Genomic DNA, 23996 nt, shown 5'->3' with positions numbered 1-23996 from the left:
GGCAGGCCACTCCTCCCGGGCGACGGCCTCCGGGCCGGCCTCCGCCGCGGCATCGAGCGGTCGTCGGCGGCCCGGGCGGCTCGTTTCCGACGGGACGTCACGAGCCGATCACGATGACGGAGTTGGCCCGGACGGCGGTATTGCGGCCCCGGTGCGCCGGGCATAGGACTGTGCGCACGGACGATGTGAACCGCACGATGTGAGACGTGAACGGCACTGCGGGGTCCCACCGTTGGTGCCGGACCGCGCTCATGCGCGCGCAGGAGAGACGGGGCAGGGATGCGCAGAACCCTTCGAATGCGTAGGGCCGCACTGGTGTTCACCGCGATCGGGGCACTGGCCCTCACCGGATGCGGTGACGACGGCGCCGGTAAGGACAAGCCGGGCGACGACGCCGGCAAGGGCGAGGGCAGTGCGCCGAGCGTCACGCTGCCGAAGCTCGACGGCGAGAAGATATCGGTGGCCGCGGTCTGGACCGGGCCCGAGCAGGCCAACTTCACCAAGGTCCTCGACGAGTTCGAGGCACGGACGGGTGCCACGGTCACCTTCGTCCCGGCGCAGGACCCGATCGTCAACTTCCTCGGTACGAAGATCGCGGGCGGCCAGCCCCCGGACGTCGCGATGATCCCGCAGGTGGGAGCGATCCAGCAGGCCGTGGCCAAGAAGTGGGCCAAGCCGGTGGGCGCGGAGGCGAAGGCCCAGCTGAGCAAGAACTACGCGAAGGTGTGGCAGGACCTCGGCGCGGTCGACGGCACGCAGTACGGCGTCTACTTCAAGGCCGCCAACAAGTCCCTGGTCTGGTACAACACCAAGGCGTTCGAGAACGCGGGCGCGAGCGAGCCGAAGACGTGGAAGGACTTCATCGCCACGGCCGAGACGGTCTCCGCCTCCGGTGTCACCCCGGTCTCGGTCGGCGGCGCGGACGGCTGGACGCTCACCGACTGGTTCGAGAACATCTACCTGTCGCAGGCCGGGCCTGAGAAATACGACCAGCTGGCCAAGCACGAGATCAAGTGGACGGACCCGTCCGTGAAGGACGCCCTCACCACGCTCGCCGAGCTGTTCGGCAAGCCGAGCCTGATCTCCGGTGGCGCCGACGGGGCCCTGCAGACCGAGTTCCCGGTCTCGGTCACCCAGACCTTCACCGGCGGAGACCAGCCCAAGGGCGCGATGGTCTTCGAGGGTGACTTCGTCTCCATCAACATCGCGCAGACCGAGGCCAAGATCGGCACGGACGCCAAGGTGTTCCCGTTCCCCGCGGTCGGCTCGGAGTCCCCCGTGGTGACGGGCGGCGACGCGGCGGTGGCGCTCAAGGACGGCAAGGGCGCCCAGGCGCTGCTGACCTGGCTCGCCTCGACCGACGCGGCGAGGATCTGGGCCGAGGCCGGCGGGTTCATCTCGCCCAACAAGGCCCTGGACGCGGGCGCGTACCCGAACGACGTGCAGCGCAAGATCGCCGAGGCGCTGATCGCCGCCGGTGACGACGTCCGGTTCGACATGTCCGACCAGGCCCCGCAGTCGTTCGGCGGGACGCCCGGCAAGGGTGAGTGGAAGACCCTCCAGGACTTCCTGAAGAACCCGAAGGACATCGCGGGGACTCAAGCGAAGCTGGAGTCCGACGCGGCCAAGGCGTACACGAGCTGACGGGATGACCACAGCGACAGCGGGGGGCGCCGGCAGCGCGCCCCCCGCCGACAAGCGTCCTGACACGGGTACGGGCACCGACAGGCGGCCGCGCGGAAGGGTCACCGGAACGAGGAAGGCCGTCGCAGCGGCGTTCCTGCTGCCGGCCCTGGTGCTGCTCGGCTCACTCGTCGTCTATCCGATCGTGTACTCCGTCTACCGCTCGTTCCTCGACCAGTCCGGCACCGGTTTCGCCGGTCTCGACAACTACAGGGCACTGTTCACGGACGAGACCATCCGGACCGCGGTGAAGAACAACGCCATCTGGGTGGTGTTCGCACCGACGGTCGCCACCGCGCTGGGGCTGATCTTCGCGGTCCTCACCGAGCGGATCCGGTGGGGTACGGCGTTCAAGCTGATCGTCTTCATGCCGATGGCGATCTCCATGCTGGCCGCGGGCATCATCTTCCGGCTGGTGTACGAGCAGGCGCCGGAGCGCGGTGTCGCCAACGCCGTCGCGGTGGGGGTGCACGACACGTTCGCCGAGTCCTCGGGCTTCCCGAAGGCGCATCCGCTGCCCGTCCATCCGCTGAAGGCCGGCGGTGGCGGTTCCTTCGTGACGAAGGAGACCGTGCGGGCCGGTCAGCCGGTGAACCTGCCGCTGGTCGGTGTGGCGCCCGGGAAGATGCCGGGCGACGCCGAGCCCGCGAAGGCGGCAACCGCGTCCGGCGACGGGATCACCGGGACGGCCTGGCTCGACTTCACCAAGGGCGGCGGCGGCAAACCGAACGTCGTCGATCCGAAAGAGCTCGGCCTCAAGGGCATCACCGTAGAGGCGGTGAAGGACGGCGAGGTCGTCGCCACGGCCCAGGCCGGCGCGGACGGCGTGTTCACCCTTCCCGCCTCGGCCGACGGCTCCCTGCTCCGGCTGCCGGCGGACAACTTCCGGGAGCCGTACAACGGCGTGGACTGGCTGGGGCCGTCCCTCGTGACGCCGGGGATCATCGGCAGCTACGTCTGGATGTGGGCCGGGTTCGCGATGGTGCTGATCGCCGCGGGGCTGGCCGGTCTGCCGCGCGAACTCCTCGAGGCCGCACGGGTGGACGGCGCGAACGAGTGGCAGGTGTTCCGCCGGATCACGGTCCCGATGCTGGCGCCCGTGCTCGCGGTGGTCCTGGTCACCCTGATGATCAACGTACTGAAGATCTTCGACCTGGTCTTCATCATCGCGCCGGGCTCCTCCCAGGACGACGCGAACGTCCTGGCCCTCCAGCTGTACCGCTCCTCGTTCGGCACGGACGCGGACCTCGGGGTCGGCAGCGCCATCGCCGTACTGCTGTTGCTGCTGGTGATCCCGGTGATGCTGTTCAACATCCGCCGGATCCGGAAGGAGGGGCGCCGGTGACGTCTCGGGGTCGCACCGCACCACCCCCCTGCCGGGGGTCCGGGGGTCGCCCCCCGGAAGAGCACAGCAACATCCGCCGGATCCGGAAGGAGGGGCGCCGGTGACGTCTCGGGGTCGCACCGCACCACCCCCCTGCCGGGGGTCCGGGGGTCGCCCCCCGGAAGAGCACAGCAACATCCGCCGGATCCGGAAGGAGGGGCGCCGGTGACGACGACCGAGACCTCACAGGCCGGGCGGAACCGCCCGGCGGGCAGGACCGCCGGGGGCGGGGAATCCCTCGGCGCGCGGATCGCCGCCCGCGCCGGCGGCGGAGTCATGCGGGTCTTCCTCGTCCTGGTGGGCCTGTTCTGGCTGATGCCCACCATCGGACTGCTGCTCTCCTCGCTGCGAGGGCCGGAGGACATCGCGGCGACCGGGTGGTGGAAGGTCTTCACCGTCCCCTCGGAGCTGACCTTCTCCAACTACCAGCGGCTGCTCGACAACTCGACCATCACGGATTCACTGCTCAGCACGGTCCTGATCACCGTTCCGGCCACGTTCCTGGTGGTCGTCATCGGCTCGCTCGCCGGTTACGCCTTCGCCTGGATGGAGTTCCCCGGCCGCGACTGGTGGTTCCTGGTGGTCGTGGGGCTGCTGGTGGTCCCGGTACAGGTCGCCCTGATCCCGGTGTCCGAGCTCTTCGGCACCATCGGGATCTTCGAGACGACCTTCGGTGTGATCATGTTCCACACGGCGTTCGGCCTGCCGTTCGCCATCTTCCTGCTGAGGAACTTCTTCGCCGAGATCCCGCGTGAACTGCTGGAGGCCGCGCGGCTGGACGGTGCGGGCGAGATCCGTCTGTTCACCCGGGTCGTGATGCCGCTCGGCGGCCCCGCGATCGCCTCTCTCGGGATCTTCCAGTTCCTCTGGGTGTGGAACGACATGCTGGTGGCACTGATCTTCGCGGACTCCGGGTCCCCGCCGATCACCGTCGCGCTCCAGCAGCAGGTCCGGCAGTTCGGCAACAACATCGACATACTGGCGCCCGGCGCCTTCGTGTCCATGGTGATCCCGCTGGCGGTGTTCTTCGCCTTCCAGCGGCAGTTCGTCTCCGGCGTGATGGCCGGGGCGGTCAAGTAGCCGAGCCGGCACCGCACAGCACACGCGTTCGTCAACACCAGGGCGGCCCGCTCACTCGCGAACGGGCCGCCCTACCTCGCACTTCCCCCGAATGCCACATCCGGCGTAACCATGTCACTCCTTCGGCCGTTTGCGGGCCACCTGCCCGCCCGCGAGCGACCCCTGGATGTGTTGTGCCCCGGTTCAGTGTCATCGTGCCCGCGTACCGGGTCCAGGCGTATCTGCACGCGTGTCTCGACTCCGTGCTGAACCAGTCCTTCAAGGACTACGAGATCATCGTGGTCGACGACTGTTCACCGGACGCCTGCGGCCCGATCGCCGATGAGTACGCCGTACGCGACCCCCGGGTCAGCGTCGTGCACCTGCCGTGCAACTCCGGTCTCGGCCCGGCCCGCAACGCCGGGGTGGCCAGGGCCACCGGAGACTACCTGCTCTTCCTCGACGCCGACGACACCTTCGCCCCCGAGGCGCTCCAGGCCATCGCCGACCGCCTGGAGGCCACCGGCGGCCCCGACGTCCTGGTCTACGACTACGCCCGGACGTACTGGTCGGGCGAGAGCGTGCGCAACACCTTCGCCGAGCACCTCTCCGAGGCCGGTCCGGCCTCCTTCCGGCTCGCCGACCGGCCCGAACTGCTCAAGGTCCTGATGGTCGTCTGGAACAAGGCGTACCGCCGCGAGTTCATCGAGGCCGGCGGGTTCACCTTCCCGCCGGGCTACTACGAGGACACCCCCTGGACCTACCCGGTGCTGATGGCCGCCGGGTCGATCGCCGTGCTCGACACCGTCTGCGTCGGCTACCGCCAGCGGCGCCGCGGCAACATCCTCTCCACCACGACCCGGCGGCACTTCGACGTCTTCGACCAGTACGACCGCGTCTTCGCCTTCATCGACGCGCGCCCCGAACTCGCCGTCTGGCGCCCGGTGATGTTCCGCAGGATGCTCGACCACTTCTCGACCCTCTTCACCTCCAGGGACCGGCTGCCGCGCGGGACCCGCGTCGAGTTCTTCCGGCGGGCCCGCGCGCACTGCCGCCGCTACCGCACGCCGGGCGCCCCCGTGCCCCGCAGGGCGCGGCTGCGGCACGCGCTGTTCCGTCTGGGCGCCCACCGCACCTACCGCGCCCTGTGGACCGCCCAGCGGCTGCGCGGCCGGCTCGGGCGCACCGCCACGTCCGTGAACCGAACGGTGCGCGCTGCGGCGCTGCAGCTGCACTACCGCGTCCAGTTGCTGCTGCCCGTCCGAAGCGGTGACGCGGTCTTCGCCGCGTACTGGCACCGGGGCTACACCTGCAGCCCCGCCGCGCTGGAGGCCACGGCCAGGGCCCTCGTGCCCGGGCTGCGCACCTCGTGGATCTGCCGTCCCGAGGACGCGCACACCGTGCCGGACACGACCCGTGTGCTGCACCCGGGGACGGCCGCGTACTGGACGGCCCTGGCGCGTTCCAAGTACCTCGTGAACAACGTCAACTTCGACCGCAGACTCGTCAAGAGACGAGGGCAGGTCCTCCTGCAGACCCATCACGGCACGCCGTTGAAGACGATGGGCACCGACCTCGTGCACCACCCGGCGGCGGCCGGCGACATGGACTTCGAACAGCTCCTGCGGAACGTCGACAAGTGGGACTTCTCCCTGTCGGCCAACCAGCACTCCACCCTGGTGTGGGAACGCACCTACCCGTCGGGCTACACCACGCTGGAGTACGGCAGCCCGCGCAACGACGTCTTCCACCGCGCGGACCCCGGCAGGACCGCGCGGCTGCGCGACCGACTGGGCGTCCCGGAGGGGAGCACCGCCCTGCTGTACGCACCGACCCACCGCGACTACCGCCGAGCCCAGCAGCACTCCCTGGACCTCGGTCAGCTGGTCCGTGTCCTCGGCCCGCACTTCGTGATCCTGGCCCGCTCCCACTACCTCGACGCCGCGACCCGGGCCGCCGCCGGGCACACCCGGCACCCGAGGATCATCGACGTCAGCGCGCACCCTTCCGTCGAGGAGCTCTGCCTCGCCTCCGACGGACTGATCACGGACTACTCGTCGCTGATGTTCGACTACGTCAACCTGGACCGGCCGGTGGTCCTGCACCTGGAGGACGCGCAGGCGTACGAGGCGTCCCGGGGCACGTACTTCGACCCGGCGGCCTTCCCTCCCGGGGCGGTGGCCAGGGACCAGGAGGAGCTGCACGAGATCTTCGCCACCGATCACTGGCGCGGGCCCCGGGCGGCGCAGCGCCGGGCGGCGTTCCGCGCCCGGTTCTGTCCGTACGACGACGGGCACGCGGCGGAGCGGGTGGTGCGGCGGGTCTTCCTGGACGACACGTCGGACATGCCGCGGCCCGCCCAGCCCGCGGGCCGCGGACCCACCGGGGTACCGCGGCAGGTGCCGGTACGGGAGTACACCAACGGGTGACGCCCGGGCCCGCGCGTCCCCGGCACGGGCCCGGGGCGCCCGGGCCCGTGCCGGCGGCGCGGCGGCCGGGTCAGCGTTCCAGGAGGGCGAACAGCTCTTCCCAGCGGCCCATGGTCTCCGCCTCGGAGAACCGCTGGACACCGGTCCGCGCCCGGTCGCCCATCGCGTCCCGCATCCGGGGATTGCCGGTGAGCCGGAGCAGCCGGTCGGCGAGGGCCCCGATGTCACCGGCGGGCGCGAGCAGTCCGTCCTCGCCGTCGCGGATGATCTCCCGCACGCCCGGCGCGCAGTCGAACGCCGCGCACGGCACGCCGCTCGCCATGGCCTCCAGCAGCGCGAGCGGGAAGCCCTCGCCGCGCGAGGACTGGACGAAGACGGAGGAGTCCGCGAGCGCGCCGGGGACGTCGTCCGTGCGCCCCCGCCAGGTGACGGAGGCGTCGAGGCCCAGGGTGGTGCACTGCGCCCTGAGGTCCGCCTCGTCCTCTCCCGTGCCGTACACGTCCAGCCGCCAGTCGGGACGCCGCGGAGCCACGAGTGCCCAGGTGTCCAGGAGCATGTCGATGCCCTTCTGGTCGGTGAGCCGGCCGATGCTCGCCACCGACTTCTCGCTGCGCGGGGAGGGCACGTCGGGCAGCCCGGCCAGGGCGTTGGGCATGAAGCCGACGTTGTTCATCCCGTCGCCCGCCCACTTGTCGGCGTCCTCCTCCGTCAGGACGAGCCAGTGGTCGAGCGACGGATAGTGGTTCCTGATCCAGCGGTAGCGGTGGCTCGCCCGGGAGTAGTCGTAGGACTCGTGGCTCATCCCGACGACCCGGAGGCCTCCGGTGTCCGCCTCCGAGACCCATTCCATCGCCCAGACCTGGCTGACGATCACCACCCCACCGGGCCGGGCCGCCCGGAAGACCTGCGAGAGCTGGTCGACGGCACGCCGCTTGCGGACCACACGGCGGGCCTCGGCCCGCCGGGCTGCGATCCGGAAGCGGTCACGCGGGCCCTTGGGGGTCCAGGGCGTCGGGGGGTGCGCGGGGTAGAGGGCCGTCACCGGGTAGCCGGGCGGCTCGGGCAGGGCCATCTTCCGCTCGGCGGCGTGGACGCCGACGGTGTGCACCCGGTGGCCCGCCTCCTGGAACAGTTGGGCGGTCCGGTGCATCCAGCCCGTCACACCACCGAGTTCGTCGGTGCTGTTGGACACGATGAAGATGTCACGGCTGCGGCTCATCGGCCGGCCTCCCCGGCAGGGACGGTGCGGGACGGGGCGATGTGCCGGGCGAACACGGTGTCGACCACCGCACGGGCCGCGTCCCCGCGGTCGTAGGCGCCGAACTCCTCGGCGAAAGCCGCACGTCGCTCCTGGAACCCGGTGTCGGCGGTCTTCAGTCGTGACAGCACGGCGAACAGTTCCTCCTCGGTCGCCGTGACCGGTCCCGGCGCCTTCTCCCGCAGGTCGAAGTAGCTGCCCCGCTCGGCCGCGTAGGCATCGAGATCGGGGGCGAAGAGGACGATGGGGCGGTCCAGGAGGGCGTAGTCGAACATGATCGACGAGTAGTCCGTGACCAGCACGTCGGAGAGCGCGAGGAGTTCGCTGACGTCGTGGTGGCGCGAGACGTCCACGACCGTCCCCGGCGGACACGCGGGCAGACTCGCCGCCTCCAGGTAGTGCGCCCGCACCAGCAGCGTGCAGGTGTCGCCGAAGCGCTCCGCGAAGCGCGCCACGTCGAACAGCGGCCGCTGCCGCTTGCGCTTGCCCGGCCCGCCCCGGAAGGTCGGCGCGTACAGCACGACCTTGCGGTGGTCGGGCAGGCCGAGCTCCGCCGCGAGCGCCGGACGGGGCAGCCGCCCCTCGGTCTCGTCCCTGGCACGCGCGGCGAGCAGGGTGTCGTTGCGTGGGTAGCCGGTGCGCAGCAGCGTCCGCTCGGGCAGCCGGTAGGCGCGGGCCAGTGTGCGCTCGTCGTGCCCGGACCGTACGAGGAAGTGGTCGAAGCGGTGCACGGCCCGCTGGAGCCGTTCGCGCTGCGGGGTGTTCTGCAGACGCACCCGGGTCTCGTCGAAGCCCATGCGCTTGTACGCCGACCCGTGCCAGGTCTGGAGGTAGGTCGTGCCGGAGGGCTTGTCGAGGTTCTGCGGGAACCCCTGGTTGTCGACCCAGTACTCCGCCCGGGCGAGGGCCCACAGATAGCGCCAGGACCAGCGGCGCACGAGCCGGGCGTCCGTGGGGAAACCGTCCGTGGAATCGGCGTAGGCCCAGACGCTGCGCAGCCGGAGCCCCCGGGCGCGCACCTCCTCGTGGACGGCGCGGGGGCTGTCGCCGTAGCAGGTGCCCATGTGGCTCTCGAAGACCACGGACCCCTTGCGCACGGGCAGCCGGAGCAGCCAGGAGCGGTAGACCGCGGCCTTGAAACCCCGCGATCGCAGTCGGTCCCGGCGCCTGCCCAGGGCGCGCAGCACCAGCCTCATCCGGCGTGCGGGACGGAAGTGGGTGGCGTAGTGGACGAGCCTGCGGGCCGTACGGGCGGGAGGCAGGCGTGCTTCGAGCCTGAGTGCCAGATGGTCCCTGAGGGTGATGTAGGGCTGCCAGGTGTCCCCGGTCGTCCTGCCCAGCCGCGGCCGGGCGGGGGAACGGTCCCCGGGCCCGACGAGGTCGTGCGGCGCGAAGAGGTCGCTCACCGAGCGGGTCCGGCCGTCCTCGAGCACCATCCGCGCGTCCCACACCGTGTCGCGCGGACCGAAGGGGCGCAGCAGACGGGTCACGTCGATGCCGGTGGACCAGCTGATCCCGGTGGCGTCGGGCCTCAGTGAATCGACCGGGGCGCGGAAGGTGCGGGAGCCGTCGCGTACGCGGAACTCCAGACGGGCGGTGAGGGTGCCGTCCGGGCCGGGCCCGGTGTGCGAGGGCAGGACGAGCCGGCCCGCGAGCAGGACCCGGCTGCCGCGGGCCTCGTAGCGGGTGACCCTGTTCATCAGTTTCAGCTCGTCGAACGGCCGGTACTGATGGCCGAGTTCGGTGACGTCCAGCACGGGGTCGGGCCCGCCCGGCCAGAACACCCGGCCGTCGTCCCGCACGGAGAGTGCCGCTGCCACGACGTTCCGCCGCCGCAGCGCGTACGCCGCCGTGAGCACCCCGTCCGCGTCGCCCCGCTCCAGCAGCCGGACGCCGACGCGCTCGACGGGCGGCAGGGTCAGCAGGACCGGCTCGGGGACGACCTCGGGCAGCACCCGGGCCGCCGTCGCCGCGACGTTTTCGCGTGCGGCGGCGGGCCGTTCGGGGAAGGTCCGCACGAGCGGCACGAGGTGGTCCAGCAGGAAGGCCCGGTCCCTCTCCTCGCGCAGTTCCGTCAGCCCCTGGGCCACCAGCACATGGCTCACCCGCCGGTGCGCCTCGACGAGCCCGGCGAGGTCCCGGCCGGCGTCGGGCAGCGCCCGCCCCGAGACGATCCGGCGGCGTACGAGTGCGATCCGGCCGACCACGGCCGCCACCAGGGGGCCGAACAGGACCTCGCTGCGGGTCAGGTCCTCGTCGTAGCGCAGGGCACGACGTTCCAGAGCCGCGCGGCGGACGCAGAATCCGGTCAGCAGGGCGTCGCGCACGGCCAGTTCGGGGGCTTCGGTGAACCGGGCGACGGTGCGGGAGCGTGCGAACAGCGTTTGCTGCCAGGAGGGTTCGCGTTCCTTCGTCCCGTCACCGGTGAGCCGGCTCCAGCCTCCGGCGACGAGGTCGGCACGGGTACGGGTCCCGGCCTCCCAGAGGTTGCGGCAGGCGTGGCGTTGGAGACGTTCACCGGCGTCGAGCACGACGACGTACGTGCCGCGCGCCGCGTCCAGGCCCGTGTTGCGCAGCGAGGCGACGCGGTCCGTGCCGGGGTCGAGCACCCGGACCCGGTCCGGGAAGCGCCCGGCCTGTGTTCCGGCCGCCGTCCGCAGTGCGGCGGGGGCCCCGGCGGGCAGCACGACGAGGGCCTCGACGGCGCGCAGGCTCTGGTCCAGCACGGACTCCAGGGACGCGGCCAGGGCCTCCTCCCCGCCCTCGCCGGCGGTGATCACGCAGCTGAAGTCGGGCGTGTTCATGCCTGTGCCCCCTTCAGCATCAGGTCCACGACCCGGGCGGCGGCGGTCCCGTCGTCGAAGTCGCAGAACGACTCCCGGAAGCGGGCGTACGCCTCACGGTGGCAGGCGGTCGCGGCGTCCGGGTCGCGCAGTGCCTCGACGACCGCCGCCGAGTCGGTGATCAGCGGGCCGGGCGCCCGGTCCTCGAAGTCGAAGCAGAAGCCGCGCAGGGTGTCGCGGTAGTGCTCCAGGTCGTAGGTGTGGAACAGCATCGGCCGGCCCGTATGGGCGAAGTCGAACATCAGGGACGAGTAGTCCGTGACCAGCACATCGCTGATCAGCATCAGTTCGGCGACGTCGGGGTGGCGCGACACGTCGCGGACGAAGTCGCTCTCCGGGACGCTCCCGCCGACCAGGTAGTGGCGGCGGACCAGCAGGACGTGGTCCTCGCCGAGCGCCTTCCGGGCTTCCTCCAGGTCCAGTTGGAGGTCGAGCCCGTAGCGTCCGCCGCGCTTGGGCCGGTCCTCGCGCCAGGTCGGTGCGTACAGGACGACCCGTTTCCCGTCGGGCACGGCGAGGGACCGCCGGACCGCGTCGGCCGTCTTCGCCCGGTCGGGGGCGTACAGCAGGTCGTTGCGCGGGTAGCCGCACTCGAGCACCTCGCCCGTGTGGCCGAAGGCGCGGCGCAGGACGGGTGTGGAGAAGCTGTTGGGCGACACGAGCACGCTCCACTGGGCGGCCCGCCGCGGCATGGACTCCATGTACGCGGTGTCCGCGAAGGCGGTGCCCGCCAGGTCGCGTCCGATGCGCTTGAGCGGGGTGCCGTGCCAGGTCTGGACGACGAACTGGCCCTCCGCGCGTTCGAACCACTCGGGCAGCTGGGTGTTGGTGACGATCCACCGGCTCGTGGCCAGCGCCTCGTGCCACTCCGCGCTGTGCAGGGCGACGGCGCGCACCCCGGCGGGCACGGCGGCCTGCTGGTCCCGGACCACCCAGAGGTGTTCGACGCCGGTGCCGCGCCGGGCCAGCTCCTCGTGGACGGCGCGGGGCGAGTCGGAGTACTGCCGCCCGTCGAAGCTGGAGTACAGCACGGCGTCGCGGAGCTCCTCCCCGCGCGCGCCCGCCCGGCGCTCACGCAGCAGCCGCTGCCCGTACGCACCCCGCTCCGCCGGCGCCAGGGCGCTGCCGGACCGCAGGGAGAGCCGGTCGTGGAAGCGCCGCTCCAGGGTGAAGCGGCGGCCTCCCGCCTCCCGCCACAGCGGCAGCCCGGCGTGCAACTGGGGCACCACCCGCAGCGGGAGGTATCGCTCCGGGTCGGTCTCGCCCACTTCCCTGAGGAAGGGGTACCACCGGCCCTCGGCGAGCGGCAGCACACCCCCGGCCCCGTCGACGGCCCCGGGGGACAGCGCCGCACGGAACCGGGCGCCCGTGCGTTCCACGGCGAAGGTGTGCTCCTCCTGGTGGCCGCTGTGCCGCAGGACCAGCTCGTCGGTGTGGTACCGCACCGCCGGGAAGGTCCCTTCGAGGACCAGGCCCGTGTCGTCGGCCCAGGACGTGCCGGTGACGACGGGCCGCACGTCCCGGTCGGTGAGCACCAGGTCACCGGACGGGTTCGCGGCGGCGTAGACCTCACGGCCGCCGGGCAGCGGGTACCGCGCGGCGTCGGTCTCCGGGCGGGCGGCGACCGGAAGCCGGCGCGTCCCGCCGGTGAGCTGGACACCCCAGTCGCCGTCGGAGCCCCGGAACGTCATCAGCGGCACCTCGGCGACGACGGTGCGGCCGTCCGAGCCCTCGTCCGCCGTCAGGGGGAACTCGCGGACCTCCTTCGTACGCCACTCCTGGAGCCTCAGGGCCGTCGGCGCGTCGTCCCCGCACAGCAGCCGCACCGCGATCCGGATCCCGTCACCGGCGTCCGTCGGCCCGTGGCCGGCGAGCACGGCGTCGATCCGCTCGGCGCGCAGCTCCAGCTTGTTCCCGGAGAGCAGCGGGACGACCCGGGTGCGCTCGTCGACGTACCGCACGGCGGGCGCGGCCGGATTGCCGAGCAGCCGCATCGGCCCACGGCGCGGCCGTCCGGCGCCGACGACGACGGCTTCCAGCTTCCACAGGGTCCGCGTGCCCCGGGTGGTCGCCCGGGTGACGAGCCGTCGCGGGTCGAGGACCGTCTGGAAACCGGAGCGTTCGTAGCCGTGCAGCGAGCGGCCCGATCCGGCGGCCGCGTCGTCCGTCACCGTCCTGCGCAGCCGGAGCGGGACCAGCCGCCGGCCCGACCTCAGCCAGCCCGCCGCCACCGGCCCGCCCGGGGCATTGCGGACGTACGCGTAGCCCTCGAGGTGCAGCAGCCCGTCCCGCCACACCGCCTCGGTGAGGTGCGCGTGCACGGGGAGGTCCGCGGCGGACAGCGCGGCGACCTTGCGAGGGAGGGGGCCGGCGACGCCCGGGTACTGGGCCCGTGGCCGCAGCAGCCCCCGGACGTGGAAGGTGTCGCGGTCCGTGGACTCGTGGGCCAGGAGTGCGAGCAGCTCCGCGGTCCTGCGCTCGCGGATCAGCTGCCACTTGACCCTGAGGTGCAGGGGCAGCCCGTCGAGGACGGCGGGGTCGACCGTGTCGGCGAAGGCGTTGGTGTGGGTGAGGAAGGCCTCGTGGAAGTCCTCGTCGCCGTCCGGGAGTGCCTCGATGAACAGCCACAGGTCGCCCGAGAGCGCGTGCTCGTCGTAGCGCCGCTTCCCTTCGGTCATGCCCCGGTCCGCGAGGAAGCGGCTCACCGTGGACACCGCCGTGACCCGGTCGCGGATGCCCCGGGCCACCGCGCGCCGGGTGGTGATCGAGCCGGCGCGGTCCCGCCAGTGGTAGACCGGCTCCTCCACGACGTCGACGCTCCGCGCCAGGAAGTGGGCGGGCAGGACCACCGCGATGTCCTCGTACAGGACACCCGTCGGGAAGGTGAAGGCGTGCTGGTCCCAGAAGGACCTGCGGAACACCTTGTTGCACGCGATGCGGTCGCCCAGCAGGATCCAGTCCCGGGTGACGTGGGTGGCCCGGCGGGGCTTCTCCATCGGCCTGCGGAACATCGGGGACTGTTCGAGCAGTCCGTCCGCCCGGAGCCTGAGGACGTTGCCCGTCGCGAAGTCCGAGCCGGAGGCGTCGAGTTCGCCGAGCATCCTGGCGAAGGCGCCCGGCGGCACGACGTCGTCGCTGTCCACGAACGTCAGGAACCCGCCGTCCGGGTGTGCCTGGGCGGCCCCCGCGTTGCGCGCGGCCCCCAGCCCCTCGTTCCTCTGCCGGATCAGCCGGAATCGTGGGTCCCGCCGGGAGAACTCCATGGCCACATCGGCACTCCGGTCCGTCGACCCGTCGTCGACCATGACGACCTCCAGGTCGGCCATGGTCTGCCCGGCGAGCGATTCCAGGCAGGCTCCGAGGTACTCCTCGACGTTGTAGAGCGGGACGACGACGGTGAGACGGGGTGCCATGGCGCTGCGCACGATCCTTCCGGGCGGACGAACATACTTCCTCTGGTGGAACGAGCCCCGTGCCGGAGAGGCACGGGGCTCGCGACGGGGCACCGCCCGCTCAGGGTTTGACGGCGATGCGGCCCTCGTCCATGCGCAGCAGCAGGAGCTGCTCGCCGGTCTCCTCCAGGAACTCGTCCACGGCCTGGCGCGATCCCTGCCAGTAGCCGTAGTCGTCGATCAGCAGCACCCCGCCGCTCACCAGGCGTCCGTACAGGTGCTGCAGTTCGTGCTTGGTCGACGCGTACCAGTCGGTGTCCAGCCGGAGGATGGAGATCCGCTCCGGCGCACGCTCCGGGACGGTGTCCTCGACCTTCCCCTGCACGTAGTGGACGCGGTCCTTCGGGTACGGGACCTGCTCGAACCCGGTCCGTACGTCCTCGAGGGAGGCCACGGCCCAGATCGGCCGGTCCTTGCCCTGCGCGTCCAGCAGTTCCCTGGCCGGCCTGCCGTCCCGCCGCAGGTCCTCCGCGGTGGGCGGGGTCATGCCCTCGTAGGTGTCGAAGAGGTAGAGGTCCCGGTCGGTCTCGCCGAGCGACAGGAGCGTCTTCGCGCAGGCCTGCATGGAACCGCCGCGCCAGACACCGCACTCGACGATGTCTCCCGGGATGCCGTGCCTGACGATGTGCCGGGTCGCGAGGACGAAGGCGTTGAGGCGTTCCGGCGAGGTCATCGTGTACGGCTTGACCGCGCGGATGATGTCCTTGGCCTCGTCGTCGTAGTCCGCGGGGAGGGCCGGTTTCCTCGCCACGACGGGCTTCACCACGGGCGGGGCCTGTGCGGCCGCGGGGGCGGACCGGGGAGCGGGTACGGTCGCACGCCTGAGCTGGTATCCGGTGAGTTGCTGAAGGACGCCGTTGACGGCGTTGCGCCAAGCCATGGGGCCGGACAGTACGCACGTTTTGCGGCTCATGTCATCTTTCGTCAACCTGTAGTTGATGGAACCGTACGGCTGTCCGGGCGCCCGCAGCGCTCCCGCCCGTCCAGCGGGCGCGGCAGCGGGACCCGGTCCACTCCCCCGGCCCGGTTGGCCCACCACACCGCCGTCTCGCGCACGGCGAAGTCGGCCACCACGTTCTTCAGCCGGGTCACCGGCCGCCGGTGGGGCCGCGGGCGGCGGAAGACGCCCACCGAGTCGCCCCAGTAGGCGGCCTTGGAGTCGATGGCGGCGTAGTCGTGCCAGATGCCCTTGGCCGGAGGGAAGTCCGTGTACGCCTCGCAGAGTTCGAGACGCGAGTGGGCTGCCATCGCGCGGAAGCCGTCGGGGTAGTAGCGCCAGCAGTCCTGCGCGTCGTGGGCGTGCCCGCGCGAGGGCGCGGTGATGAAGGCGTAACCGCCGGGCCTGAGCACGCGGGCGATCTCCATCATCGACACCCAGAAGAAGGGGATGTGCTCGAACGCCTGCCCGGACAGCACCACGTCGGCGCTCCGCGACTTCGCGGGGATCCGGTAGGGGCGGGTCATGACCGCGTCCACGTTGGGTCCTTCGAGGACGTCGACCCCGAAGTAGTCGATGTCGTGGTCCGCCAGCAGCCCCCGATGCGTGCGGGTCTGCTTCCCGGAGATGCGTGAGCCGAGGTCCACGACGCGGTGCCTGCGCGCCCTGGGCAGGTACTCCTCGATGCAGAGCTGCATCTGCTCGTAGGCGGACCGGTGCATGAGCTTCTCCCAACGTTGCCTGTTGCGCGCGCTGTTGAGCACAACGACGGCGGGGTTCGGAGGAATCGCCCCGTACGGGTGACCCCGCGGTTCAGCCCGGACCCACCGGGAAGATCCGCCGCACCACCCGCTCCGCCGCGCGCCCGTCGTCGTACGGGCAGAAGCGGTCGCGGAACGCCGCGCGCAGCGCCTCTGCCTCCGGGGACCTCCAGGTGCCGCCGCGCAGTACGCCGACGAGCTCGTCCTCGGTGGTGGCGACCGCCCCCGGGGTGTCGCCTGGACGGCCGGACAGCAGGTCTATGTACGTGCCGCGAGCGGCGCGGTAGGCCTGCCAGTCGGGGACGTAGGCGATGATCGGGCGGTCCAGGCAGGCGTAGTCGAACATCAGGGACGAGTAGTCGGTGATCAGCCCGTCGGCCGCCAGGAAGAGGTCCTCGACGGCGGGGTGGGCGGTGACGTCGATGACCCGGTCCCCCGCAGCCGTCCCGGCCGGACGCCCGTAGAAGTAGTGGGCGCGTACCAGCAGCGTGAAGCCGGGGCCCAGTTCGCGGCTGAGGCGCTCCAGGTCGAGCCGGGGGACGAAACCCCTGCGGTAGTCGCGGTGGGTGGGCGCGTACAGCAGGACGGTCGATCCGGGCGCGACACCGAGTTCCGCCCGGATCTTGCCGGCCCGCTCGGGGCCGGCCGTGCACAGGACGTCGTTGCGCGGGTAGCCGTACGGCAGTTGCTCGTAGGAGGAGGGGTAGACCCGGTCCCAGACCTCGGTGCTGTGCGGGTTGGCGGAGAGGCTGAAGTCCCACTGGTCGGCGTGGGCGACGATCCGCTCGAAGCTGACGCCGCCGGTGAGGGCGGGGTACGGGAGCTGGTCCAGGCCCATGGTCTTCAGCGGGGTCCCGTGATGGGTCTGGAGGTAGGTCTGGCCCGGCCGTTTGGTGAAGCCGCCGGGGAAGCTGGAGTTGTTGACGAGGTACGTCGCGGTGGCCATGGTCCGCCAGTAGGCGCGGGAGCCCTCGATGACGTACGGCACTCCGGGCGGCATCCGCTCGCGGTGGCGGGAGGAGACGACCCAGACACCCCGGACGTGCGGGACCAGTTCGCGGGCCTTGGCGTAGACGGCGGCCGGATTGCAGGCGACGCCTCTGTTCCAGTAGGCCCCGTAGACGGCGAGGCGGGGATCCAGCGGCCGGAGCAGGTCGGCGCGGTAGAGGACCTTCAGCACGCGGGCGCGCAGCGATTTCCTGCCCGCGCGCGCGACGGCTCGCGCCCGGGCACGTCCGGCGCGCAGCACCGTCCGGACCAGGTGCGCGGTGTAGCGGCCGGGGAGCCGCGCCGCCCGGAAGAAGGCGGCGCGGTCGCCCGGGGCGATGCGGGCCGGGTCGTCGAGCACGGCCGTGAGGTGCGCGGCGCGAGCGGCCCGGATCCGCGGGTCCCCGCCGGTCTCGGCGGCCAGCCGTTCGTAGGCGTGGACGACGGCGAAGTGCGTGCGGCCCGGTGGCGCGGCGGAGGTGCCCGTGCGGCGCAGCCGGTGGCGTACGCAGATCCGGTCGAGCTCGGCGAGGGTTCCCGCGTCGGACGCGAGGAGGGCCGCGCGGTGGACGGGCACGACGTCGTCGTAGGGGCCCTCGGTGAAGCGGAGTCCGTGGGCCTCCCAGAAGGCGCGGCGGAAGAGCTGGTTGCGGGCCGCCGGCAGGGTGGCGTCGCCCGGCCGGACCGTGCCCCACCAGTCGACCCGGTCGTGGCCCAGGCGCACCACGTCGGGCGGGTCCTGCGGCAGGCGCGCGCCGGGCGGGTCCTCCGGCGCCCGCCCGTCCGGCCGGTCCTCCCCCGGCCGCGCCTCGGACCGGTCGTCCGACAGGCGCTCGGAGATCTCCGCCACCGCTCCGGGAAGGAGCAGGTCGTCCCCGTCGAGGAAGAGCAGATAGGTCCCGCGCGCCGCCGCCGCACCTGCGTTACGGGCCGCACCCGTGTCCCAGGGGCGGTCGAGGACCAGCACCCGCACCCGGGGGTCCCGCCCGGCGGCCTCCCGCGCGACGTCGAGCTCCAGCGGGCTGTCGGGCGTGCAGACGGCGATCAGCTCCGGCTCGGCCCGGCCGTCCCCGGCCGGCGCCTGCCCGGTCACGGACTCCAGGGCCGCTCTCAGGTACCCCTGAACACGGTGGGCGGGTACGACGACACTGAGGAGCATGGCAGCCGAGCGTAACGGGGACCCCGGCGCCCGCCCTAGCGATCTTCACCCGTTCGGGTCAGCCGCGTGACCCGGGGCGCTCCCCCGGGTTGATCAGTACATGAAGCCACTCCTCAGTGTCGTAGTCCCGGTGCACAACGTCGAGGACTACCTGGCGGAGTGCCTCGAATCGCTGGCCCGGCAGTCCCTCGACGCCCTCGAGGTGGTGATGGTCGACGACGGTTCGACCGACGGGAGCCGCCGGATCGCCGAGGAGTTCGCCGCCCGGGACGACCGCTTCCGCTGCGTCCACCAGCCCAACGCGGGCCTGAGCGCCGCACGGAACACGGGGATCGCCCGCACCACCCCCGGCGTCCCGTACCTGGCGTTCGCCGACAGCGACGACGTCCTCGTCCTCGACGCGTACGAACGGATGCTGGCCTCACTGGAGTCGACCGGCTCCGACCTGGTGACGGGCAACGTGTGGCGGCTCGACGAGCAGGGACGGCGACAGGCCTGGCAGTACCGCTGGCTGACCGGCGACCGCCTCCGCACCCACATCACCCGCGACGCCCGGCTGCTCGCGGACCGCGTCGCGTGGAACAAGGTGTTCAGGCGCTCCTTCTGGGACCGGCACGCCTTCTCCTTCCCGGTGGGCAAGCTCTACGAGGACACCCCGGTGATGATCCCCGCCCACTACCTCGCCAAATCGGTGGACGTACTGCACGAGCACGTCTACCACTGGCGCGTCAGGGAGGGTTCGATCACCCGGCGGCGTACGGACGTGCGGGGGGTAAGGGACCGGATCGCCGCCTGTGAGCAGGTCAGCGCGTTCCTCTCGGACCGCGGCGCGGGGCAGCGGCTGCGCTACGACGCTTCGTGCCTGCGCGACGACTTCGTGTACTTCCTGGAGGGCCTGCCGATGGGCGGTCCCGCCTACCGCTCCGCGTTCATGGCGGACGCCGGCGCGTTCCTCGACCGGGCGGGCGACGCGGCCCTGGCCGGGCTGCCGGCCGAGGCACGCATCCGCTGGCAGCTGGTGCGGGAGCGCAGGGTCCACGAACTGCTGGCCGTCCTGGAGTTCGAACGGGCCAACGGGACAGGCACGTTCGCCGTCGCGGGCCCCCCGGGCCGGCGGCGGGCCGTGCACCCCCGGGTGGCGGACGGCAGGAGCGTCTCGGCACGCCTGGGCAAGGGCGACCTCCCGGTCGTGGCGCGGCTGGTGGAATCGTCGTGGGCCGACGACGGCACGCTGCGGCTGCGCGGATACGCGTACGTCCGCAACCTGCCGGCCGAGTCGGCCCGGCAGTCGCTCAAGGGCGGTCTGGTGCGGGAGGCGGGGGGCGGGAGGATGCGGCCCGTTCCCGTGCGCACGGTCAGGACCGACCGGGCCACCGCCGACTCCGGTCAGGAGCTGCACCGTTACGACCACGCGGGCTTCGAGATGGTCCTCGACCCTGGACGGCTCGGCCCGGGCAGCTGGCTGGTGGGTGTGGTGGTCGCCGGCCACGGCGTCGTCCGGCGGGCGGCCCTGCGTGCGGTGGAGGCGGCCGCGGCGCAGCCGCTGGTGCGCGACCTGGGCGGGGGACTGCGCGCGGTGCTCGGCTACCGGGACGGCCGGCTGGAGCTGACGGTGACCAGGCTGTCCGCGATGGCCACCGGTCACGACCGCGGACCGGACACCCTGGAGCTGACCGGGCGGCTGTACGGGGGCGCCGGGCCGACCGCCCTCGTGCTGTCCCGCGACGGGTCCGAGGAGCGAGTCTGCCCGGTGCGGTGCGGGGAGGGCGGGGAGGGTTTCGGCGTGCGGCTCCCGCTCGCCGCTCTCGCGGCCGGGTCCGGGCCGGGGCGGGAGGGCCGGTGGCGGGCGGCGCTCCTCGCGGACGGCGTCCGCGTGCCGCTCGCCGCGGCGCCGGACCTGCCCGCGCCGGCCTTCGCCGACGCCGGGGGCCACCTGGTCGTGGACCTGTCCGGCGAACCGTGTGTGGACCGTGCCGGGGCCGCTCCCGGCGGCGGGCTGCGCATCGACGGGACCGGGGCCGGCGTGCTCGAACTGCGGCACAGCACCCTGGGCGGGCGGGTGACCGTCCCCGTCTCGCGGCAGAAGTCCGTCGAGCGGCACGAGCCCGCAGGACGGCGGGAGCAGCGCTTCGCCGCGGTGCTCGCCCGGCCTCCCCGCGAGGGCGACTGGGAGGTGTTCCTGGGCGGCCGGCCCGTGCGCGTGGAGGCGGCGCTCGCCGCCCGCCTGCCGCTGGGCGCCGCCGGGTCCGGGTTCCGCCTCGACCGCCGCCACGGCGACCGGCTGACCGTGCGCTGCGCGCCTCCGCTCGGCGACGCGGAGCGGAGCGCGTACCACCAGAGCCGTCTGCGGACGGGGCACCACCCGGCGCAGCGCCGGCTTCCCCTCCGGGACGCCGTGCTCCACACCGGGGACGGCCCCGTGCGCGCCGTGCACACCGAGCTCGTGCGCCGGAGCACCGATGCCGAGCACCTCTGGGTCACCGACGGGTCCGAGGGCACCGCCTCCGGCGTCCCGTCCACCGCCGTCCCCGTCGTGACGCACAGCGCCGCCTGGTACGAGGCGCTGGCACGGTCGCGTTGGATCGTCGCGGCCGGCCACCTGCCCGCGTGGTTCGAGCGCCGTCCGGGCCAGACGGTCGTACAGACCTGGCACGGCTCCCCGCTCGGCCGGTTCGGCCTGGACCTCTCCGGCTCCCTGTACGCCGACCACCAGGACCTCGCCACGCTGGCCCACCGCTCCGCGCAGTGGTCGGTCCTGGTCTCCCCCGGCGCGTTCGCCACACCGCACCTCCGCCGGGCCCTGGCCTACCGCGGCGAGGTGCTGGAGGCGGGTTCGCCGGCCGACGACCTGCTGTTCGCCCCCGGCCGGGACAAGACGGCGGAACGGGTACGCCGGCAGCTGGGCGTCCCCGACGGCCACCGGGTGGTGCTGTACGCGCCGACGTACCGCGACCATCTCGCGCACCCGCCGGAGGACGTCCCCCTCGGCTCCGCGCCGCTGTACCGCTGGGACCCCGCGCTCGACCTGGCCGCGCTGACACGTTCGCTGGACCGGCGCACCACCGTGCTGGTCCGGAGGCACCCGCGGGTGACGGGCAGCGTCCCGGTCCACCCCGCGCTGCGCGACGTGTCCGCGCACCCGGACGCCACCGAGCTCCTGCTGATCGCCGATGTGCTGCTCACCGACTACTCGGGCCTGGTGTTCGGCTTCGCGCACACGGGCCGCCCGGTGCTCTTCCACACCTACGACCTGGAGCACTACCGGGACACGGTGCGCGGCTTCTGCCTGGACTTCGAGACCCGGGCCCCCGGGCCCCTGCTCGTCACCACCCAGGAGGTGGCTCAGGCCCTGCGGACGACTCCGGCCTCCGCGGCTCTCCACGCCGAGGCGTACGAGAGCTTCCGGCGGGACCACTGCGGGCCTGCCGGCGGCGGGGCGGCCCGTCGCGTGGTGGACCGGCTGCTCTGCGGGGACCCCGGTCCCGGGGAGCGCGTCAGGCCTTGAGAGCGCGGACCGCCGACGCCGCGAGGTCGTCGAGGTACCCCTTGGGGAGATCGCCGCGGACCACGACGAGGCGCCAGTAGAGCGGTCCGACGATCAGGTCCAGCGCCCGGTCGGGGTCGCTGCCCTCGGGCAGTTCGCCCCGCGCCACCGCGGCCCGTACGACCACGGCGGCCACCCCCTGCTGCTGGTCGAGCAGGGCGGCCTTGATGGCGTCGGAGATCTCCGGGTTGCGGGCCGCCTCGACCAGCAGGTCGGGGATCACCTGCGAGGCCACGGGGTGGCGGAGGGCGTACGCGGCCAGTTCCAGGACGGCGCGCACGTCCCCGTACAGCGAACCCGTCACGGGCGCGGGCATGCCCTGCGCGGCGACCGCCGCGACCAGGTCGAGGACGAGGTGGAGCTTGGACTTCCAGCGGCGGTAGACGGCGGTCTTGCCCACCCCCGCGCGCCGGGCGATGCCCTCGATCGACATCCGCGCGAATCCCACGGCGGCCAGCTCCTCGAAGACGGCGCCGCGGATCGCGTCGGTGACGTCCTCGCGCAGCACCGCGGCACCTGCCGGGGTGCGGCGCCCGGTTCGCCGTTCGGTGGTCATGGCCCGAATGATAGACCGTAACGACGAAACGGTTGCGTTGCGACGCACAAACGTCCTATCGTCTGCGTTGCGACGATACGGTGCCGTCCCATCGACCCGGATCTCCGCGCACCGACATCCCCGACCCCCCGTCGAAAGCGATCGTGGTGAGTCAGACAGCAGCGCCGCCGGCCCAGGCGGACACCGCATCACCCGCCCTCCTCCCCGTGTACGAACCCGGCGAGCTGGCCGCGCTCGCGGCCCGGCACGGTCTGACCGTCAGCGGGGCACGGCCGACGCTCGGTGAGTACGTCCGGCAGCTCTGGGGGCGCAGGCACTTCATCACGGCCTTCGCCACGGCGAAGCTGACCGCGCAGTACAGCCAGGCGAAGCTGGGCCAGATCTGGCAGATCATGACCCCGCTGCTCAACGCGACGGTCTACTACTTCATCTTCGGCGTCCTGATGAACACCAAGCACGGGGTGGCCGACTTCGTGCCCTTCCTCGTCACCGGCGTCTTCATCTGGACCTTCACCGCCAGCTCGATCACGGCCGGAACCCGGGCCATCAGCGGCAACACCGGACTCGTCCGGGCCCTGCACTTCCCCCGGGCGTCCCTGCCGATCGCCCTGGCCATCCAGCAGCTCCAGCAACTGCTGTTCTCCCTGGGCGCGCTGGTCCTGATCCTGCTGGTGTTCGGCCAGTACCCGCAGCCCTCCTGGCTGCTGGCGATCCCCGCGCTCATGCTCCAGGCCCTGTTCAACACCGGGCTCTCGATGGTCATGGCCAGGCTGGCGGCCAAGACCCCCGACATCGCCCAGCTGACCCCCTTCATCCTGCGCACCTGGATGTACGCGTCCGGCGTCATGTGGAGCCTGGACACCCTGCTCTCCGCCGACCGCGTCCCGCGGCTCGTCCTGCTGGCCCTGGAGTGCAACCCGGCAGCCGTGTACATCGACCTGATGCGCTACGCCCTGATCGACAGCTTCTCCGGCACGCAGCTGCCCCCGCACGTGTGGGCCGTCGCGACGGGCTGGGCACTCGTCTGCGGCATCGGCGGATTCGTGTACTTCTGGAAGGCCGAGGAGAGGTACGGACGTGGCTGACACCCCCGACACCCGGGTACCCACCGTCGTCGTCGACGACGTCCACATCACCTACACGGTGAACGGCGCGCGCACCGGAAGGGGCAGCGCCACCTCCGCCCTGAACAGGATCGTGTCGCGCCGGCAGCCCCGGGGCGCCCGCCAGGTGCACGCGGTGAAGGGCGTCAGCTTCGCCGCGTACAAGGGCGAGGCCATCGGCCTGATCGGCTCCAACGGGTCCGGGAAGTCGACGCTCCTCAAGGCGATCGCCGGACTTCTCCCCCCGTCGAAGGGCCGGGTCCACACCCAGGGCCAGCCCTCGCTGCTCGGCGTGAACGCCGCCCTGATGAGCGACCTGACCGGGGAGCGCAACGTCGTGCTCGGCGGCCTGGCCATGGGCATGACTCGCGAGCAGATCCGAGAGCGCTACCAGGACATCGTCGACTTCTCCGGCATCAACGAGAAGGGCGACTTCATCACCCTGCCCATGCGGACCTACTCCTCCGGCATGGGTGCCAGGCTGCGTTTCTCCATCGCGGCCGCCAAGAGCCATGACGTCCTGCTGATCGACGAGGCGCTGTCCACCGGCGACGCGAAGTTCCAGCGGCGCAGCAAGGACCGGATCATGGAGCTCCGCGAGGAGGCCGGCACGGTCTTCCTGGTCAGCCACAGCAACCGGTCGATCACCGAGACCTGCGACCGGGCGATCTGGCTGGAGGCGGGCACCCTGCGGATGGACGGCCCGGCCAAGGACGTCGTCGCCGCGTACGAGGAGTTCACCGGGCCCGCGAAGCCCGGGAAGCCCGGGAAGCCCGCGAAGAAATGACGCCGTGACGTCATGAAGCCGTCCGCCGGACGGGCCGGTGGGCCCGTCCGGCGG

At 72.4% G+C, this 23996-nt stretch carries 14 protein-coding genes; 7 read left to right on the top strand and 7 right to left on the bottom strand.

All coding sequences use genetic code 11. From position 1 onward, the window contains the following. The first annotated feature begins 279 nt into the window (after positions 1–279). The 4 genes from LWJ43_RS19920 to LWJ43_RS19905 all read left to right on the top strand — a co-directional run bounded on the left by LWJ43_RS19920 (position 280) and on the right by LWJ43_RS19905 (position 6555). Entirely contained in the window at positions 280–1644 is a 1365-nt protein-coding gene (locus LWJ43_RS19920; protein WP_277333581.1) for an ABC transporter substrate-binding protein, read from the top strand. Between the two features lie 4 nt (positions 1645–1648). Beyond that, a complete protein-coding gene (locus LWJ43_RS19915; RefSeq protein WP_277333580.1) occupies positions 1649–3028 on the top strand; it encodes a carbohydrate ABC transporter permease in 1380 nt (459 codons plus the stop codon). 204 nt (positions 3029–3232) lie between these two features. Beyond that, entirely contained in the window at positions 3233–4147 is a 915-nt protein-coding gene (locus tag LWJ43_RS19910) for a carbohydrate ABC transporter permease (RefSeq protein WP_462100897.1), read from the top strand. Between the two features lie 173 nt (positions 4148–4320). Then, complete coding sequence (locus LWJ43_RS19905) at positions 4321–6555, top strand: bifunctional glycosyltransferase/CDP-glycerol:glycerophosphate glycerophosphotransferase (RefSeq protein WP_277333579.1); 2235 nt, start codon at positions 4321–4323, stop codon at positions 6553–6555. A 70-nt stretch (positions 6556–6625) separates the two neighbouring features. Here the strand turns inward: LWJ43_RS19905 and LWJ43_RS19900 are convergent, their stop codons facing one another. The 6 genes from LWJ43_RS19900 to LWJ43_RS19875 form a co-directional block, all read right to left on the bottom strand. Then, entirely contained in the window at positions 6626–7774 is a 1149-nt protein-coding gene (locus LWJ43_RS19900) for a glycosyltransferase (protein WP_277333578.1), read from the bottom strand. After that, a complete protein-coding gene (locus LWJ43_RS19895) occupies positions 7771–10617 on the bottom strand; it encodes a bifunctional glycosyltransferase/CDP-glycerol:glycerophosphate glycerophosphotransferase (RefSeq protein WP_277333577.1) in 2847 nt (948 codons plus the stop codon). The genes LWJ43_RS19900 and LWJ43_RS19895 overlap by 4 nt, the downstream gene beginning before the upstream one ends. Continuing rightward, positions 10614–14069, bottom strand: coding sequence for a bifunctional glycosyltransferase/CDP-glycerol:glycerophosphate glycerophosphotransferase (locus tag LWJ43_RS19890; protein ID WP_277333576.1), 3456 nt, complete (start codon positions 14067–14069; stop codon positions 10614–10616). The genes LWJ43_RS19895 and LWJ43_RS19890 overlap by 4 nt, the downstream gene beginning before the upstream one ends. A 100-nt stretch (positions 14070–14169) precedes the next feature. Further along, entirely contained in the window at positions 14170–15021 is an 852-nt protein-coding gene (locus LWJ43_RS19885) for a TylF/MycF/NovP-related O-methyltransferase (protein ID WP_277333575.1), read from the bottom strand. 11 nt (positions 15022–15032) lie between these two features. Continuing rightward, positions 15033–15767 (bottom strand): methyltransferase domain-containing protein, encoded by a 735-nt coding sequence (locus tag LWJ43_RS19880; RefSeq protein ID WP_277333574.1) that lies wholly within the window; start codon positions 15765–15767, stop codon positions 15033–15035. Positions 15768–15858: 91 nt separating this feature from the next. Beyond that, entirely contained in the window at positions 15859–17952 is a 2094-nt protein-coding gene (locus tag LWJ43_RS19875) for a CDP-glycerol glycerophosphotransferase family protein (protein ID WP_277333573.1), read from the bottom strand. 100 nt (positions 17953–18052) lie between these two features. On the opposite strand from LWJ43_RS19875, the gene LWJ43_RS19870 reads away from it, so the two are divergent. Continuing rightward, positions 18053–21457, top strand: a complete 3405-nt coding sequence (locus LWJ43_RS19870) for a CDP-glycerol glycerophosphotransferase family protein (RefSeq protein ID WP_277333572.1) — start codon at positions 18053–18055, stop codon at positions 21455–21457. On the opposite strand, the gene LWJ43_RS19865 is transcribed toward LWJ43_RS19870, so the two are convergent. Then, a complete protein-coding gene (locus LWJ43_RS19865; protein ID WP_277333571.1) occupies positions 21447–22052 on the bottom strand; it encodes a TetR/AcrR family transcriptional regulator in 606 nt (201 codons plus the stop codon). The genes LWJ43_RS19870 and LWJ43_RS19865 overlap by 11 nt on opposite strands. Before the next feature lie 143 nt (positions 22053–22195). On the opposite strand from LWJ43_RS19865, the gene LWJ43_RS19860 reads away from it, so the two are divergent. After that, positions 22196–23137 carry an ABC transporter permease gene (locus LWJ43_RS19860; RefSeq protein WP_277333570.1) on the top strand — a complete coding sequence of 314 codons (942 nt, stop codon included), beginning with the start codon at positions 22196–22198 and terminating at the stop codon, positions 23135–23137. Next, on the top strand, positions 23130–23942 hold the full coding sequence (locus LWJ43_RS19855) for an ABC transporter ATP-binding protein (RefSeq protein WP_277333569.1): 813 nt from the start codon (positions 23130–23132) through the stop codon (positions 23940–23942). The genes LWJ43_RS19860 and LWJ43_RS19855 overlap by 8 nt, the downstream gene beginning before the upstream one ends. The last annotated feature ends 54 nt before the right edge of the window (positions 23943–23996 follow it).

The sequence above is a fragment of the Streptomyces sp. JH34 genome, assembly GCF_029428875.1.
Taxonomy (GTDB): domain Bacteria; phylum Actinomycetota; class Actinomycetes; order Streptomycetales; family Streptomycetaceae; genus Streptomyces.
Note: the sequence above shows the minus strand (reverse complement) of the source record. Positions and strands in the feature narration are given on the sequence as shown.